The organism is Burkholderia sp. Bp8963 (assembly GCF_003854275.1).
Taxonomy (GTDB): domain Bacteria; phylum Pseudomonadota; class Gammaproteobacteria; order Burkholderiales; family Burkholderiaceae; genus Burkholderia.
In genome coordinates this window covers 1-16,151 of sequence record NZ_QTQP01000089.1, presented here as the reverse complement: position 1 = coordinate 16,151, position 16,151 = coordinate 1, and the positions used below count along the sequence as shown (strand labels likewise).

Annotated in this window: 14 protein-coding genes and 1 rRNA gene; 12 read left to right on the top strand and 3 right to left on the bottom strand. The window is 66.4% G+C overall.

The features are described from left to right. Window positions 1-606 precede the first annotated feature (606 nt). Window positions 607-1,401: an AraC family transcriptional regulator gene (locus tag DID96_RS36155; protein ID WP_124603952.1), complete on the top strand. Its 795-nt coding sequence runs from the start codon at window positions 607-609 to the stop codon at window positions 1,399-1,401. Between the two features lie 65 nt (window positions 1,402-1,466). Here DID96_RS36155 and DID96_RS36150 read toward each other — a convergent pair whose 3' ends face one another. Both DID96_RS36150 and DID96_RS36145 read right to left on the bottom strand, forming a co-directional pair. Next, window positions 1,467-1,733, bottom strand: a complete 267-nt coding sequence (locus DID96_RS36150) for a hypothetical protein (protein ID WP_124603951.1) — start codon at window positions 1,731-1,733, stop codon at window positions 1,467-1,469. A 283-nt stretch (window positions 1,734-2,016) separates the two neighbouring features. Continuing rightward, window positions 2,017-3,909, bottom strand: a complete 1,893-nt coding sequence (locus tag DID96_RS36145; RefSeq protein ID WP_124603950.1) for a bifunctional sugar phosphate isomerase/epimerase/4-hydroxyphenylpyruvate dioxygenase family protein — start codon at window positions 3,907-3,909, stop codon at window positions 2,017-2,019. A gap of 253 nt (window positions 3,910-4,162) precedes the next feature. Here DID96_RS36145 and aroQ point away from each other — a divergent pair, with 253 nt between their 5' ends. From aroQ to DID96_RS36130, 3 genes are read left to right on the top strand one after another with little or no spacing between them, the layout of a single operon-like run. Then, on the top strand, window positions 4,163-4,618 hold the full coding sequence (gene aroQ, locus DID96_RS36140) for a type II 3-dehydroquinate dehydratase (RefSeq protein WP_124603949.1): 456 nt from the start codon (window positions 4,163-4,165) through the stop codon (window positions 4,616-4,618). Continuing rightward, window positions 4,615-5,469: a shikimate dehydrogenase gene (locus DID96_RS36135; protein WP_124603948.1), complete on the top strand. Its 855-nt coding sequence runs from the start codon at window positions 4,615-4,617 to the stop codon at window positions 5,467-5,469. The genes aroQ and DID96_RS36135 overlap by 4 nt, the downstream gene beginning before the upstream one ends. Window positions 5,470-5,510: 41 nt before the next feature. After that, on the top strand, window positions 5,511-6,851 hold the full coding sequence (locus DID96_RS36130) for an MFS transporter (protein ID WP_124603947.1): 1,341 nt from the start codon (window positions 5,511-5,513) through the stop codon (window positions 6,849-6,851). 104 nt (window positions 6,852-6,955) lie between these two features. Here the strand turns inward: DID96_RS36130 and DID96_RS36125 are convergent, their stop codons facing one another. After that, window positions 6,956-8,071: a 2-aminoethylphosphonate--pyruvate transaminase gene (locus DID96_RS36125; RefSeq protein WP_124603946.1), complete on the bottom strand. Its 1,116-nt coding sequence runs from the start codon at window positions 8,069-8,071 to the stop codon at window positions 6,956-6,958. A gap of 256 nt (window positions 8,072-8,327) precedes the next feature. On the opposite strand from DID96_RS36125, the gene phnS reads away from it, so the two are divergent. The 8 genes from phnS to DID96_RS36075 all read left to right on the top strand — a co-directional run. Next, entirely contained in the window at window positions 8,328-9,419 is a 1,092-nt protein-coding gene (gene phnS / locus DID96_RS36120) for a 2-aminoethylphosphonate ABC transporter substrate-binding protein (RefSeq protein WP_124603945.1), read from the top strand. 28 nt (window positions 9,420-9,447) lie between these two features. Next, window positions 9,448-10,551 carry a 2-aminoethylphosphonate ABC transport system ATP-binding subunit PhnT gene (gene phnT, locus DID96_RS36115; protein ID WP_185732476.1) on the top strand — a complete coding sequence of 368 codons (1,104 nt, stop codon included), beginning with the start codon at window positions 9,448-9,450 and terminating at the stop codon, window positions 10,549-10,551. Next, a complete protein-coding gene (gene phnU, locus DID96_RS36110; RefSeq protein WP_124603943.1) occupies window positions 10,529-11,452 on the top strand; it encodes a 2-aminoethylphosphonate ABC transporter permease subunit in 924 nt (307 codons plus the stop codon). The genes phnT and phnU overlap by 23 nt, the downstream gene beginning before the upstream one ends. Beyond that, entirely contained in the window at window positions 11,442-12,302 is an 861-nt protein-coding gene (phnV, locus tag DID96_RS36105) for a 2-aminoethylphosphonate ABC transport system, membrane component PhnV (protein WP_124603942.1), read from the top strand. Before phnU ends, phnV begins: the two co-directional genes overlap by 11 nt. Then, complete coding sequence (gene phnA / locus DID96_RS36100) at window positions 12,299-13,606, top strand: phosphonoacetate hydrolase (RefSeq protein WP_124603941.1); 1,308 nt, start codon at window positions 12,299-12,301, stop codon at window positions 13,604-13,606. The genes phnV and phnA overlap by 4 nt, the downstream gene beginning before the upstream one ends. After that, complete coding sequence (gene phnY, locus DID96_RS36095) at window positions 13,603-15,057, top strand: phosphonoacetaldehyde dehydrogenase (protein ID WP_124603940.1); 1,455 nt, start codon at window positions 13,603-13,605, stop codon at window positions 15,055-15,057. Before phnA ends, phnY begins: the two co-directional genes overlap by 4 nt. Window positions 15,058-15,061: 4 nt before the next feature. Beyond that, on the top strand, window positions 15,062-15,613 hold the full coding sequence (locus DID96_RS36090; RefSeq protein ID WP_124603939.1) for a phosphonate degradation HD-domain oxygenase: 552 nt from the start codon (window positions 15,062-15,064) through the stop codon (window positions 15,611-15,613). Window positions 15,614-16,082: 469 nt separating this feature from the next. Further along, window positions 16,083-16,151: ribosomal RNA gene (locus DID96_RS36075) — 16S ribosomal RNA — on the top strand; the annotation flags it as partial.

The following is a 16,151-nucleotide window of genomic DNA, read 5'->3' as shown; positions in this document are numbered from 1 at the left end:
TGCGCCAACGCTCCCACATTAACGCCTTCTGGGTATCTGTATAGTAGATCCGCCGTCTCTGTTTCATGGCAACACTCCTTGCTGCTATGCAGCCTCAAGTGTGTTGCATCGACGGGTTGAATCCGCAGGTCATTGTTGTCAATCCTCCGGTCGGCTTGGTTCGAATGTTCATAGAACCCGAGTAGCGGAATTGCGCGCGTCTTGTGCGTTCAATGCCTGGTCGGCGACGATTTCGACATATCGTCGACAACCCTGATGTGTGCAGAAATCGTCATTCGGCATGCGTAATCACGCCAAGACGCGATGCGCCTGAGTTTCTACGATGGCGAGATTCGGGGGCGCGCAAGCCGCGCGTGTGTACGCATAGCGCGGCGGCGCTACGCGGAGCGTGTATCGTGCCGAAAACCACGCACGATGCCGCATGCGGCGCGACATGTGTGTGCCTGTCGTCTGGTCACGTAGGCTGAAAGTCGGCGAGTGTCCGTGTCGTAGGATCTGATTCTGCACTCACGACGTTCCGTCACCAAAGTCCGTTTTGTCGCGCCGCGCAGCGGACAGGCGCTCCTATAATCGACGCCATCAGCCACTCGCTTCGCGGATGCCGGGATGATGACCTTACTTGCCGTACCGCCCATGAGTTCGTCTGACACCCTGCCGTACCAGCCCGCCAACGCCGACTTCGGCGCGATGCTCGCGCATTTCCGCATGCTCGAGCCGGTGTTCGACGCATTGCCGGACGTTGCATTCTTCGTGAAGGATGCCGATGGCCGCTATGCGCTCGTCAACCGCACGCTGGCGATGCGCTGCGGCTACAAGGACAAGCGCGACCTGCTCGGCAAGACCGCGGACGAGGTGTTTCCGCGACGGTTCGGCAGCAGCTACTTCGAGCAGGACATGGCGACGATCAACGCCGGCCATCAGCTGACCGACCAGCTCGAGCTGCATCTGTATCCCGGCCGCCAGCCGGGCTGGTGCCTGACCTGCAAGGAGCCGCTGCGCGACGCGGGCGGGCATGTGGTCGGCCTTGCCGGCATTTCGCGCGACCTGAAGGCGCACGAGGGCTCGCATCCGGCCTACAGCAAGCTCGCGGACGTGGTCCAGTACATCCAGGATCATTACGTGCAGCCGCTCAACCTGAAGCAGCTCGCGCAGATGGCCGGCATGTCGGTCGCGCAGCTCGAGCGGTACTTCCACAAGGTGTTTCACCTGACGCCACGCCAGGTGCTGCTGAAGACGCGGCTCGACGCCGCGACAGCGCTGCTGATCACGCACGACAAGGTGACCGACGTCGCGGCGCTATGCGGTTACACGGATCACAGCGCGTTTACGCGCCAGTTCAAGGCGACGGTCGGCGTGACGCCGACCGAATATCGGATGATGCTGCAGGAGCGGGCGGGGTGATGCGTGCGCCGGTGGCGGCCGGCGCGGCGGGGAAGGCCGGCGGGGATGACTGGTGAAGCGCAGGTTCAGCGGTAGCCGAGTCCCTTCAGGACGGCCGTGCCGTTTTCCGTCAGGCGGAAGCTCGGCGGGGTGTCAGCGTCTGCGCGCACCATTTCGACCAGGCCTGCTTCCTGCAGTCCGGGCAATTCGGGTTTCGCGTTCGCGCCGATCGGTGCATGCAGCAGCACGAGCAGCGTCGCGATTTCGTGATGGCTGAGCAGGCGGCGCAGCATCGTCTTCGGTTTTGAAGGGGGGGCGGCCGGGCGGTCCGCGGGTGTTTCTACGGCGCTCATCGCTGTCCTCGTTGTAGAGAGATTCTTCGGATACGGTTGCGGATAGTGCCGTCGAAGACTTAAGCGATTCTTAAAACGCCCCGCTCGGTGACCGGCCACGGTCGGCCGGTGGTTACAGCATGTAACGGCGTGGTGGCGGCGTGGTGGCGACTTCGCGAACCGGATCGCCGGAAGCCGCTTCAGGCGCGCGTCCGACAGCACATGCGCCAGCATAATGCATACGCCGTCTATTCTCCAGACGAATGTACGATGACTTTTCGTCGCACCCGGTATTTCCCGCCCGTCACTTCTTCCGCTGTGCCTGCGCCGCCAGGCGAACGGCCGCGTTCGCCGCGCCGTAACCGTCGTATCCGCCGCGCCGCTCGACGATCTCCAGCGAGAAGCGGTTGTCGACCAGTTCTGTATACGCATGCAGGAACTCGCCGCCGTTCTCGTCGCGGTCGTACAGCAGGTGATGGGCGCTCAGCGTGTCGATCAGGTCGTCGGGCAGCGCATAGCGTGCGGCGAGGTCGTCGTAATAGTTGCGCGGGATGCGCAGGAACGGCACGCCGTCGGCCGCGAATTCGGCGACCGTCTTCACGATGTCTTCGGTGCGGAACGCGACGTGGTTCAGTCCGGTGCCGTGATACCGGTCCAGCGATTCGGCGACCGCGGTGTGGCGGTCGACCGACGCGTTCAGCGCGATCCGCACCGAGCCGTCCGCGCTGCGCACCGCGCGGCTGCGCATCAGCCCGTACGGGTCCGGCACGAGCCAGCTGCGCTCGGCTTCGAAGCCGAACGCCGTCTTGAAGAACAGGATCCACGTATCGAGCGCGTCGGCCGGCAGCGCGAGGCACACGTGGTCGATGCCGGTCAGCGGGCCGACCTCGCTCGGGCCGTCGATGTCGGTCAGCACGAAATCGGATTCATATAGTGTCGGCGCATTCGGCGCTTCGTCGACGAAGTATTCGAGGCTGCCGTCCGGCGCCTTTACGCTCGGCAGTACGCGTTCGTGCGGGCCGACGCGCCCGGAAAACGGCGCATAGCCGAAGCCTGCCGCGCGTTCGAACGCGACGTTCGCGTCGTCGACGCGGAACGCCGACGCGCACAGCGACAGGCCGTGCTGCTGAAAGAACGCATCGGCGAACGAGTCGCGCTCCGCGTTCAGCACGATCGACGCGGCGCCGTGCTGGAACAGCGTCACGTCCTTCGAGCGATGGCGGCCCGCGAGGCGGAAGCGCATCTTGCCGAGCCATTCGCCGACATTGGCCGCTGCCTGCGCGTCGACTGCGAATTCGATGAACTGGAAGCCGACGTGCGCGGGCGGCGCGGGCGGTGCGAACAGCGGCTGGCCGGCGCCGGGCGTGCGCTGGTCCCGCGCGAGCTGCGCGCGCGTCTGCTCCTCCAGATAGAGCAGCGAGCGGTGCCCGTCGGCCGCGGTGATGGCGGTCGGCGCCGCGCGGAAGCCGTCGTTGAAGATCTCGAGCGACAGCGGCCCCGTATAGCCGGCCTCGATCACGCGCGCGGTGAAGCGCGCGAGGTCGAAGTCGCCCTGGCCGGGGAACGAACGGTAATGGCGGCTCCATTCGAGGACATCCATCGCGAGCTTCGGCGCATCGGCGATCTGCACGAACGCGATCCGGTCGCCGGGAATGTCGGCGATCGCGTCCGGCGAGTCGTCGAGCGACAGCGTGTGGAAGCTGTCGAGCGCAAGGCCGAGGTGCCGGTTGTTCACCGCATTCACGAGCCGCCACGCATGGCCATACGTCTTCACGACCCGCCCCCACGCGAGCGCTTCATAGGCGGCGACGACGCCCGCCTGCTGCGCGGCCTCGGCGAGCGCGCCGAGCTGGTCGACGAGCAGCGCGTCGTCCGCGATCGTTTCCGGCGACACGTTGCTGCAGACGAGGATGCGGTCGGTGCCGAGCGCATGCATCACGTCGAACTTGCGCCGGACGCGATCGAGATTGCGCGCGAGCTGCGCGGGGCTCACGCCCTCGAAATCGCGAAACGGCTGGAACAGCACGATGTCGAGACCGAGATCGGCGGCCATGTTCCGCACGTCGGCGGGCGACCCGTCGAAATAGACGAGGTCGTTCTCGAAGATTTCGACGCCGTCGAAGCCCGCGGCCTGGATGGCGGCGAGCTTCTCGGCGAGCGTGCCGGACAGGGACACGGTGGCGATCGAGCGCTGCATGGGCAAATCCTGCTAAGAGGCGGGACGGCGCCGGCTGGACTCGACCCTGAATGAACCAGTCATGGAGTCCATGGAACGCGCCATATCCCGAATTTACTAGGGTGATTGGGTGAATTATACAAACTAACTAGTTGGTACAAATTAGCGAAAACCCGAAAAGACATTGCGCTTGCGCAAGCGCACACTGGCGCCGAATCTTGACGAGAAGGGGCGAAGTCGCTAGCGATTCGCCCCCGTTTTAGGAGCAACTGACATGAGCAAGCGCAAGGTGCTGGTGCTGAACGGCCCGAACCTGAATCTGCTGGGGACGCGCGAACCCCACATCTATGGAGCGGAAACGCTCGCCGACGTGGCACAGCGCTGCCGCGACGCGGCAGACGGGCTCGGGCTCGAGGTCGACTTTCGCCAGTCGAACGCCGAGCACGAGCTGATCGACTGGCTGCACGCGGCGCGCCACGACACGGACGGCATCGTGATCAACCCGGCCGCGTACACGCACACGTCGGTCGCGCTGGCCGATGCGCTGTCGGCGATCGCGAAGCCGGTGATCGAGATCCACATCTCGAACGTGCATCGCCGCGAGCCGTTCCGTCACCACTCGTACGTGTCGGCGGTCGCCGAGGCCGTGATCTGCGGATGCGGCACCGAAGGCTACGTCCTCGCGCTGCAGCGCATGTCGACCATTCTTTCGCAAGGAGCCAAGCAATGAGCCGCCCGTCGTTTCTGATCGGCCTGATCGGCCAGGGTATCGGCGGTTCGCTGTCGCCCGCGATGCACGAAGAAGAAGGATTCCGCCAGGGATTCGGCTATGTCTACCGGCGCATCGACCTCGACGCGCTCGGCCTGACCGTCGACGCGCTGGCGCAATTGCTCGCGGCGGCCGAACAGATGGGCTACACGGGCCTGAACATCACGCACCCGTGCAAGCAGCGCGTGATCGAGCACCTCGATGCGCTGTCCGACGACGCGCGCGCGCTCGGCGCGGTCAACACCGTGCTGTTCAAGGACGGCAAGCGGATCGGCCACAACACCGACTGGTCGGGATTCGCGAAGTCGTTCCGGCGCGGGCTGCCGGGCGTGTCGCTCGAACGCGTCGTGCAGCTCGGCGCGGGCGGCGCGGGCGCGGCAGTCGCGCACGCAGCATTGCAGATGGGCGCGGCGGAACTGGCGATCTTCGATGTCGACGCGACGCGCGCCCGCGCGCTCGCGGAAGAACTGCAGCAGCGCTTCCCGGCCGCCAGGGTCACGCAGGGCGACGACCTCGCGACGACGGTGCGGGCGGCCACGGGCCTGATCCACGCGACCCCGACCGGCATGACGAAGCACCCGGGCCTGCCGTTGCCGGCCGAGTTGCTGCATGCGGGGATGTGGGTTGCCGACATCGTGTACTTCCCGCTCGAAACGGAGTTGATCCGGGCGGCGCGCGCGACGGGCTGCGCGACGCTGCCGGGCGGCGGAATGGCGGTCTACCAGGCCGTCGACGCGTTCGAGATCTTCACCGGACGCACGCCCGACGCCGAACGGATGTTCGATCACTTTCAATCGCTCGTTGCGCGCTGACCCTTTATAGATTCAGAGAAAGACGAGACCAGGAGACGACCATGCAGCACACCACCCACACGAACACCGCACCGGTTCAGCCGGCGCAGGCGGCCGGCACGGTCCGGCGCACGTCGGCGCGCTACAAGATTCTCGCGCTGCTCGCAATTGGCACGATGATCAACTATCTCGACCGCACGGTGCTGGGGGTGGCTGCGCCGCAGCTCACCAAGGAGCTCGGCATCAACGCGGCGGTGATGGGCATCATGTTCTCCGCGTTCTCGTGGACGTACGTCGCGATGCAGGTGCCGGGCGGTCTCTTCCTCGACCGCTTCGGCAGCAAGATCACGTATTACTGGTCGATGACGCTGTGGTCGCTGTGCACGCTGCTGCAGGGCTTCGTGCCCGGCGTCGCGACGCTGCTCGCATGCCGCCTTGGCCTCGGCATCACGGAAGCGCCGTGCTTCCCGACCAACAGCCGGGTGGTCGCGACGTGGTTCCCGCAGAACGAGCGCGCGATGGCGACCGGCACCTACACGGTCGGCGAGTACATCGGCCTTGCGTTCTTCAGCCCGGTGCTGTTCGCGCTGATGGGCGCGTTCGGCTGGCGCTCGCTGTTCTGGGTCGTCGGCACCGTCGGCATCGCGTTCGGCCTGATCTGGTGGAAGTTCTACCACGAGCCGCGCAACCATCCGGGCGCGAACAAGGCGGAGCTCGAGTACATCGAAGCGGGCGGCGGTCTCGCGCACGGCGCGACGAAGGACGATCGGCCCGCGCAGGCGAAATTCAGCTGGAGCATGGCCGGCAAGCTGCTGAAGAAGCGCCAGCTCGCGGGCATCTGCCTCGGCCAGTTCGCCGGCAACTCGACGCTCGTGTTCTTCCTGACCTGGTTCCCGACCTATCTCGCGACCGAGCGCCACATGGGCTGGCTGAAGATCGGCTTTTTCGCGGTGATGCCGTTCATCGCCGCGTCGGTCGGCGTGATGTTCGGCGGGATCTTCTCCGACTGGCTGCTGCGCCGCGGCAAGTCCGCGAACCTCGCGCGCAAGCTGCCGATCATCGCGGGGCTGCTGCTCGCGTCGACGATCATTCTCGCGAACTACGTGCAGAGCAACGAAGCGGTGATCGCGATCATGTCGGTTGCGTTCTTCGCGCAGGGGATGGCCGCGCTCGGCTGGACGCTCGTGTCCGACATCGCGCCGGACGGCCTGCTCGGCGTGACGGGCGGCATCTTCAACTTCGCGGCAAACCTTGCCGGCATCATCACGCCGCTCGTCGTCGGCTTCATCGTCGCGTCGACCGGCTCGTTCGTCGGCGCGCTGGTGTTCATCGGCGTGATCGCGCTGATCGGCGCCGCGTCATACATCTTCGTCGTCGGCGATATCAAGCGGATCGAGCTGTAACGCGTTCCAGATCGCAGTGAGTCGGGCCCGGTGGTGCGAACCGCCGGGCCTTTTTTCGTCGGGCCTTCTTTCGCCGGGCCTATTTCCGCCGGGTCTATTTCCGCTTACGCGCGGTGCTGCGAGATGCCGAGCGATTCGACCGCTTGCGCGATCGCGGCGACCGCGCGGCGCACGTCGTTGGCGTCGATCGCGCCGATGCAGCCGACCCGGAACGTCTCGAGCTGCGTGAGCTTGCCGGGGTACAGGATGAAGCCGGCATCGCGCACCGCGTCGTAGAAGCGCCGGAAGTCGTAGGCCGGATCGGCCGGCGCGTGGAAGGTCACGATCACCGGCGCCTGCACGCTGGCGTCGAGGAACGGCGCGAAGCCGAGCGCGCGCATCGATTCGATCAGCGTCCGGCAGTTCTCCATGTAGCGCGCGCCGCGCGCAGGCTGGCCGCCTGCGGCGAGGAACTGGTCGAGCGCGGCGCGCAGCGCGGCGACCACGTGCGTCGGCGGCGTGAAGCGCCACTGGCCGGTCTTGCGCAGGTACGCGTATTGATCGTACAGATCGAGCGCGAGCGACCGCGAGTTGCCTTCACTCGCCTCCAGCGCGTCGCGCCGCGCGATCACGAACCCCATGCCCGGCACGCCTTCGAGACACTTGCCGCTCGCGGAGATCAGCGCGTCGATGCCGCTGCCGTCGAGCGTGATCGGCAACGCGCCGAACGAGCTCATCGCGTCGACGATCAGCCGCTTGCCGTGCCGGCGGCACAGGGCGGCGATCTCGTCGAGCGGGTTCAGGATCCCGGCGCTCGTCTCGAGGTGCACGAGCGCGACGTGCGTGATCCGCGGTTCGCGCGCGAAGGCCGCTTCGATGGCGGCCGGATCGACGGCGGCGTCCTCGCCGAACGGCAGCGCGACCGCGTCGATGCCGAGCCGGTCGAGAATCTTCAGCACGCGCGCGCAATACGCGCCGTTGTCCGGCACGAGCACGACGCCGTCGTGCGGCACCAGCGTGCCGAGCGCGGCTTCGACCGCGAACGTGCCGCTGCCCTGCAGCGGCACGCAGACATATTCATTGGCGCCGCGCGCGATGCCGACGAGGTCGGCGCAGACGCTTTCGGTCAGACGATTGAACGCGGCATCCCATGACCCCCAGTCGTGTTGCATCGCTTCGCGGGTTGCCGTGGAGGTGGTCAGCGGGCCGGGGGTGAGCAGGATCGGATCGGGGGTGGACATCGGGTTTTCTCCAGCAAAGAGTCGGACGGAACGCCGGTTTTCGGCTCCGGATGATGTGTATGATATTGGCAAAATGTGTCATTTTTTGGAAATTTGGGCGCGCGTCACGGGTTTGTCATCGAACGCTGTGATCCTTCGGTTGCCGCACGAGACCGCATCGGTCGGGGCGGCGACGAGGCGGGCCGGCTGGCGGTTCGCCCGGATAACAGGAGCCGGTTTGGCCGGCCGTTTGCTGTTCCGTCTACGGAGAAGTCAGATGACACTGCAGAATTCCTCGCGCGCCGCTGCCGGCGCGTTCCGCAAGCTTGCGCTGGCCGCCGGTGCCGCCGGTCTGCTGCAAGGCGCCGCGCTGCCGGCGCACGCGGCGAGCGCGGTCGTGCTGTACACGGCGGACGGCCTCGAGAACCTTTACCGCGACGTGCTGCCGGCGTTCGAGAAGAAGGAAGGCGTCAAGGTCAACATCGTCACGGCGGGCAGTGGCGAAGTCGTGAACCGCGCGAACGTCGAGAAGAATTCGCCGAAGGCCGACGTGATCGTCACGCTGCCGCCGTTCATCCAGCAAGCCGGCCAGATGGGCCTGCTGCAGCCGTACCAGAGCGTCAACTACAAGAACGTGCCGGCGATCGCGAAGGCGGAAGACGGCACCTGGGCGACGTTCGTGAACAACTATTTCTCGTTCGCGATCAACCCGGAAGTCGTGAAGCAGCAGCCGAAGACGTTCGCCGACCTGCTGTCGCCGAACTACGCGGGCAAGGTTGCATACTCGAACCCGGCGACGGCCGGCGACGGGATGGCCGTGCTGATCCTGACGACCTCGCTGATGGGCGAGGACAAGGCGTTCGACTATCTCGCGAAGCTGTCGCAGAGCGTGAAGTTCCACACGAAGGGCACGGGCTACCTGAACGTGCTGCTGTCGCGTAACGAGATCAGCGTCGCGAACGGCGACCTGCAGATGGACCTCGACGACGCCGAGCACGGCGGCCTGACGATCAAGCCGATCTTCCTCGCGGCGAAGGACGGCGACCAGCCGACGACGTTCCAGCTCCCGTACGGCATCGGCCTGATCAAGGGTGGCCCGAACCAGGACGTGGGCAAGAAGCTGATCGACTACCTGATGTCGACCGACGTGCAGTCGAAGGTGCCGGACATGTACGGCATCCCGGGCCGCAGCGACGTGCCGCTCGCCGGCAAGAACGGCGAGGCGGTCAAGCGCGCGATCGCGGGCGTGAAGCTGATTCCGGTCGACTGGACCCAGGTGATGGCGAAGAAGCCGGTGTGGCTGGAGCGCTGGAAGAAGGACGTGATCGGCAGCTCGGGCAAGCAGCTCGACGTCGTCAAGCCGAAGTGACCGGCGCACGCCGCCTGCAATTGAAAGGATGAAAACGGTGGAAACCGCCATGACCCATCCCGGCGCATTCGGCGCTGCCGGACCGCACGCGACGCTGCGGTCCGGTGCGCCGGGCGGCGTGCAGATCGAGCACCTGAGCGTGCGCTACGGCGCACGCACGGTGCTGGACGATCTGACGCTGTCGATTGGCGCCGGCGAATTTTTGACCGTGCTCGGCAAGAGCGGCTGCGGCAAGACCACGCTGTTGCGCTTCATCGCCGGGTTCGTGAAGGCCGACGGCCTGACCGGCACGCTGACCGTTGCCGGGCGTGACCTGACCTATGCGCCGCCGCACAAGCGCAATCTCGGTCTGCTGTTCCAGAACTACGCGCTGTTCCCGCACCTGTCGGTGTTCGAGAACGTCGCATTCGGGCTGCGCGCGCGGCGGATGGCGTCAGCCGAAGTGACGCGCCGCGTCGCCGACGCGCTGAAGCTCGTCCAGCTCGGCGATACCGGCCATCACATGCCGGCGCAGCTGTCGGGCGGGATGCAGCAGCGCGTCGCGCTCGCCCGCGCGCTCGTGATCGAGCCCGACGTGCTGCTGCTCGACGAGCCGCTGTCGGCGCTCGACGCCAACCTGCGCGCGTCGGTGCGCAGCGAACTGAAGGCGCTGCACGAGCGCCTGCCGAACCTGACGGTCGTGTGCGTGACGCACGACCGCGACGACGCGCTGGTGCTGTCCGATCGCGCGCTGCTGATGCGCGACGGCCACGTCGCGCAGCTCGGCACGCCGCAACAGCTTTACGACACGCCGCAGAACGGCTATGTCGCGCGCTATCTCGGCCCGGCGAACCTGCTGCCGCCGCGCGTGATCTTCCCGCTCGGCGATCCGCGTTACGAAGTGCGCGACAAGGTTGCATGCGTGCGGCCGGAGCAGTTGACCGTCAGGCCGCTCGCGGCGGGCGGGCTGCACGGCACGGTTGCGTCGGTCGAATGGCAAGGCGCGGAGCTGTCGATCGCGGTCGTGATCGACACGGCGCCGGACGAGCCGGTGCGCGTGACGATGCAACGCGGCCGTGGCATGGCGCCCGAGCGCGGCGCGCGAGTTTCCCTGCATTGCGAGGCAGACGATGTCGTCCTTATCGAGCCCTGACGCCGCGCTGTCGCCGCAGGCGCTCGCGTCGGCCGCCGCGCATGCCGCGGCCGCGCGTCGCCGCAAGCGCGCCGGCGACCTGCACCTGATCCTGCTGGCGGTTGTCGTGCTTGGCCCGCTCGTCGTCTATCCGCTCGTGCAGCTCGTGCTGCTGAGCCTGACCGGCGATCACGGCCTGAGCTTCGCCGCGTACCGGAGCTTCTTCGGCAACCCCGACACCCGCAACGTGCTGCTGACGACGCTCGGCGTGCTGTTCGCGAGCGCCGGCACCGCGTCGCTGCTCGGCGTGCTGCTCGCGGCGCTGCTGTTCTTCAGGCCGTTCCCGGGCGCATCGCTCGTCACGCGCTTCCTGGAGCTGTACGTTGCGTTCCCGTCGTTCCTGGTCGCGTTCACGCTGATCTTCCTGTACGGCTCGCAAGGCTCAGTCAGCATCGCGCTGCAGCAGATGTTCCATCTCGACCAGCCGCCGCTCGACTTCCTGTTCGGCTTTGGCGGCGTGATTCTCGCGCAGACCGTGTTCTATACGCCGTTCGTCGTGCGGCCGACGCTCGCGTCGTTCGCGACGCTCGACCTGCGGCTGATCGAAGCCGCGCGCAGCCTCGGTGCGTCGGGCTGGATGCTCGCGCGGCGCGTCGTGCTGCCGATCGCGTGGCCCGGGATCGCCGCCGGCACGGTGCTGTGCTTCCTGCTGACGCTGAACGAATTCGGGATCCTGCTGGTGCTCGGCAGTGCGAAGCTCGTCACACTGCCGGTCGCGATCTACAGCAGCGCGACCGTCGATCTCGACCTGCCGACCGCGTCGGCCGGCGCGGTCATGATGCTCGCGCTGTCGCTGGCGCTGTATACGGTCTATCGCCGGGTGAACCGGCGCGCGACGGGAGGGACGAACGATGTCCGCTGAATACCGGATCGGGCACCGGGTGCCCCGCCACCAGATCGGCTGGACCGATACGCTGCTCAAGCATGCGTCGCGCATTGCGCTCGCGCTCGCCGCGTTCGCGTGCTTCTGGCTGTTCGTGCTGCCGGTGATCGTCGTCGCGCTGTCGAGCGTGTCGACCCGCTGGTCCGGCACCATCCTGCCGGCCGGCTACAGCCTGCGCTGGTTCGAGCAGCTCGGTTCGCAGGAATACGGCGCGCTCGTGACGAGCCTCGAGATCGGCTTCGGCGTCGCCGTGATCGGCACGATCCTCGGCCTGTGGCTCGCACTGGCGCTCGAAGGGCGCGACCGGCGTGGCATCGGCGCGGTCGTCGACGCACTGGTGATGGTGCCCAACGGCGTGCCGAGCGTCGTGCTCGGCCTCGCGGTGTTGATCGCGTATCACCAGAAGCCGGTCGATCTGTCGAGTTCGGCAGCGATCGTCGTGCTCGTGCAGCTCGCGCTGATTCTGCCGTTCTGCTATCGATGCGCGGCGGCCGCGCTGCGCCCGGAACTGACGGTGCTGCGCGAAGCGGCGGCCAGCCTCGGTGCGCCGCCCGCGATGGTGCTGCGGCGCGTGCTGGTGCCGCAGCTCGTGCCGGCGCTGCGCGCGAGCCTCGCGCTCGGCTTCGCGCTGTCGCTCGGCGAGCTCGGGGCGACGCTGACCGTTTATCCGCCCGGCTTCGCGACCGTGCCGATCGTCGTGATCGGCCAGGTGGAGCGTGGCTATTACCTGCCTGCGTCGGCGCTGTCGCTGCTGATGCTCGGCGCGTCGCTCGCGGCGCTGCTGCTGATCGCTGCGCGCGTGCCGCGCGGCCGGAGGGCTGCATCATGAACGCGGCGTTTTCGTTGCGGGTACCCGGCGCGCCTGAGGCTGCCGGTGCGGCGTCGGGCACGCAGCCCGCGCACGTCGATGTCAACGGCCGGCGCTACCGGCTGCCGTCGGAGCCGACCGTCGTCGTGTGCGTCGACGGCTGTGAGTACGACTATCTCGAGCAGGCGGTGGCGGCGGGCGTCGCGCCGTTCATCGGCCGGATGATCGCGGAAGGCACCGCATGGCGCGCGGATTGCGTCGTGCCGACGTTCACCAACCCGAACAACCTGTCGATCGTCTGCGGCGTGCCGCCGTCGGTGCACGGGATCTGCGGCAACTACTTCTGGGACCCGGACGCCGACGGCGGACGCGGCGCCGAGGTGATGATGAACGATCCCGCGTACCTGCGGGCCGGCACGCTGCTTGCGGCGGCGTCCGACGCCGGCGCGCGGGTAGCGGTCGTGACGGCGAAGGACAAGTTGCGTCGCCTGCTCGGCTGGCGGATGCGCGGCATCTGCTTTTCCGCGGAGAAGGCCGCGCAGGCGAATCTCGCGGAGAACGGCATCGACGACGTGCTCGACTGGGTCGGCCTGCCGTCGCCGGACGTCTATAGCGCCGCGCTGTCCGAATTCGTGTTCGCAGCGGGCGTGCGGCTCGCGCAGACTCGGCAGATCGATCTGATGTACCTGTCGACGACCGACTATGTGCAACACAAGTGCGCGCCCGGCAGCGACGGTGCGAATGCGTTCTACGCGATGATGGACCGCTATCTCGCGCAGCTCGATGCGCTCGGCTGGGTGATCGGCCTGACCGCCGATCACGGGATGAACGCGAAGCACGACCCGGTGACGGGGCTGCCGAACGTCATCTATCTGCAGGATGCGTTCGACGGCTGGTTCGGTGCACAGGCCGCGCGCGTGATCCTGCCGATCACCGATCCGTACGTCGTGCATCACGGCGCGCTCGGCTCGTTCGCGACTGTCTACCTGGCGGCGGGCGTCGATCGGGCAGACGCGATGTGGCGGATCGGCGGACTCGACGGTGTCGAACTCGTGCTCGACAACGCGGAAGCTGCGGCGCGCTTCGAATTGCCGGCCGACCGCATCGGCGATCTGGTCGTGATCGCCCGTCGCGATACGACACTCGGCACGCGCGAGCGCGAGCACGACCTGTCGGGCCTGACCGTGCCGCTGCGTTCGCACGGCGGCGTGTCGGAGCAGGAGGTGCCGCTGCTGTTCAACCGTCGCGTCGAGCGGGACGATCCCGCGCGACGTCCGCGCAATTTCGATGTCTTCGATTTCGCGCTGAACCGGATTGCATCATGACGTCGGGCAAGCAGCAAGACCACCCGGCGTTTCGCAGCGAGGCGCTGCGTTGGTGCGGCGAACGCGCGACACGCGAGCGGACCTTCGACGTCGTCGATCCGTATACGGGGCAGCGCGTCGGCACGGCACCGCTCGCGAGTGTTGATGATGTACGCGCGGCGTTCGATTACGCGGTCGGTTACCGGCCGAGCCTCACGCGCTACGAGCGTTCGCAGATTCTCGAGCGCGCGGCGGTGCTGCTGCGCGAGCGCGTCGAGGAGGCGTCGGACCTGATCTCGCTGGAATCCGGGCTGTCGAAGCAGGATTCGCGCTACGAGATCGGCCGCGTCGCGGACGTGCTGAAATTCGCGTCGGTCGAGGCGCTGCGCGACGATGCGCAGAGCTTCTCGTGCGACCTGACTCCTCACGGCAAGGCGCGGCGCGTGTTCTCGCAGCGCCAGCCGCTCGACGGGGTGATCGTCGCGATCACGCCGTTCAATCATCCGATGAATCAGGTCGCGCACAAGGTCGCGCCGGTGATCGCGACGAACAACCGGGTGATCGTGAAGCCGTCGGAAAAGGTGCCGATGTCGGCGTTCTATCTGGCCGACCTGCTTTATGAAGCCGGCCTGCCCGAGCCGATGCTGCAGGTGCTGACCGGCGACCCGCGCGAAATCTGCGACGAATTGCTGACGCATCCGCACGCGTCGCTGATCACCTTCACCGGCGGTGTCTCGATCGGCAAGTACATTGCCGCGAAGGCGGGCTACCGGCGCGTCGTGCTGGAACTGGGCGGCAACGATCCGCTGATCGTCCTCGCGGACGCCGATCTCGACCGTGCGGCAACACTCGCGGCGCAGGGTTCGTACCGCAACTCCGGCCAGCGCTGTACGGCGGTCAAGCGCATTCTCGTGCAGCGCTCGATCGCGCCGGCGTTCACCGATCTGCTGGTCGACAAGACGCGCGCATGGACGTACGGTGATCCGTTCGACCCGGCGAACGAGATGGGCACGGTGATCGACGAGGCCGCCGCGCGACTGTTCGAGGCGCGCGTCGACGAGGCGGTCGCGCAGGGCGCCCGTCTGCTGACGGGCAACGTCCGGCGCGGCGCGCTGTATTCCCCGACCGTGCTCGACTGCGTCGATCCTGCGATGACACTGGTGCGCGAGGAGACCTTCGGCCCGGTGTCGCCCGTGATCGCGTTCGATACCATCGACGACGCGATCCGGATCAGCAACGGCACGGCATTCGGGCTGTCGTCGGGCGTTTGCACCGACAGCGCGGAAGCGATCGTGCGTTTCGTCAACGAATTGAGCGTCGGCACCGTGAACGTATGGGAAGTGCCGGGCTACCGGATCGAGCTGACGCCGTTCGGCGGGGTCAAGGATTCGGGTTTGGGCTACAAGGAAGGTGTTCAGGAAGCGATGAAGAGCTTCACGAACCTCAAGACCTTTTCGCTGCCGTGGGGATGATGCAATGGCTTTGACGCTTGAAGAGATTCGCGGTCTGTATCAGGAGCATGGTCACACGGCCTACAGCGGGGAGCCGGTCACGCAGCTCGAGCATGCGCTGCAAAGCGGGCTGCTCGCGGAAGAGGCGGGCGCGGACGATGCGCTGATCGCCGCCGCGTTCCTGCACGATCTCGGCCATTTGCTGAATCGCCAGGGCGAGACGCCGAGCGCGCGCGGCATCGACGATCTGCATCAATATTATGTATTGCCGTTCTTGCGGCCGTTGTTTTCGGACGCGGTGCTGGAGCCGATCCGGCTGCACGTCGACGCGAAGCGCTGCCTGTGCAGGACGGACGCCGGCTACTTCGAGAGCCTGTCGCCGGACTCGGTGCGGAGCCTCGCGTTGCAGGGCGGGATCTTCAGCGACGCGGAAGCCGAGGCGTTCCTGCAGCACCCATACGCGGAGGACGCGCTGCGCCTGCGGCGCTGGGACGATACGGCAAAAGTCGAGGGGAAGCCGACGCCCGACCTCGATCACTATATGGAGATCGTCGCGCGGCTGGTGCGCGTGGTCTGACGGTTCGTCTTCTAAAATTTCTTTCACAAACCCCTTGCACACGTCGGGGCAGATGTCTACAATCACGCCTCTTTCGCGCTGACGGTCACGCGGCGCGGAAGAGGGGAAGCGAAGTTGGCCGGATGTCTTGTTAGACGTTTGGTTGGCCAAGGAAGATGAACCCCGCAGTCGCAACGAGGTGGTAAAAAAGTTGTTGACGAACTGCGAAACAGTGTTCATAATCTCACTTCTCTGCTGCTGAAAACGCAGCGCTGCTGAGAAAGCGGTCCTTCTCGCAGAAACGTTCTTTAAAAATTAACAGCCGATAAGTGTGGGCGCTTGATGATAGCGAGCCCGGTCCTCGGATCGGGATAGCAAAAGTATCAAGAGTCTCACACTAAAGTAAGTCAGGTTTATGAAGCAATTCATATTCCTGTCAGCTTTGAGTGAGCGACCGGTTTCTAACGAAACCGAAAACAGTAACAGGTTTGAACTGAAGAGTTTGATCCTGGCTCAGATTGAACGCTGGCGGCATGCCTTACACATGCAAGTCGAACGG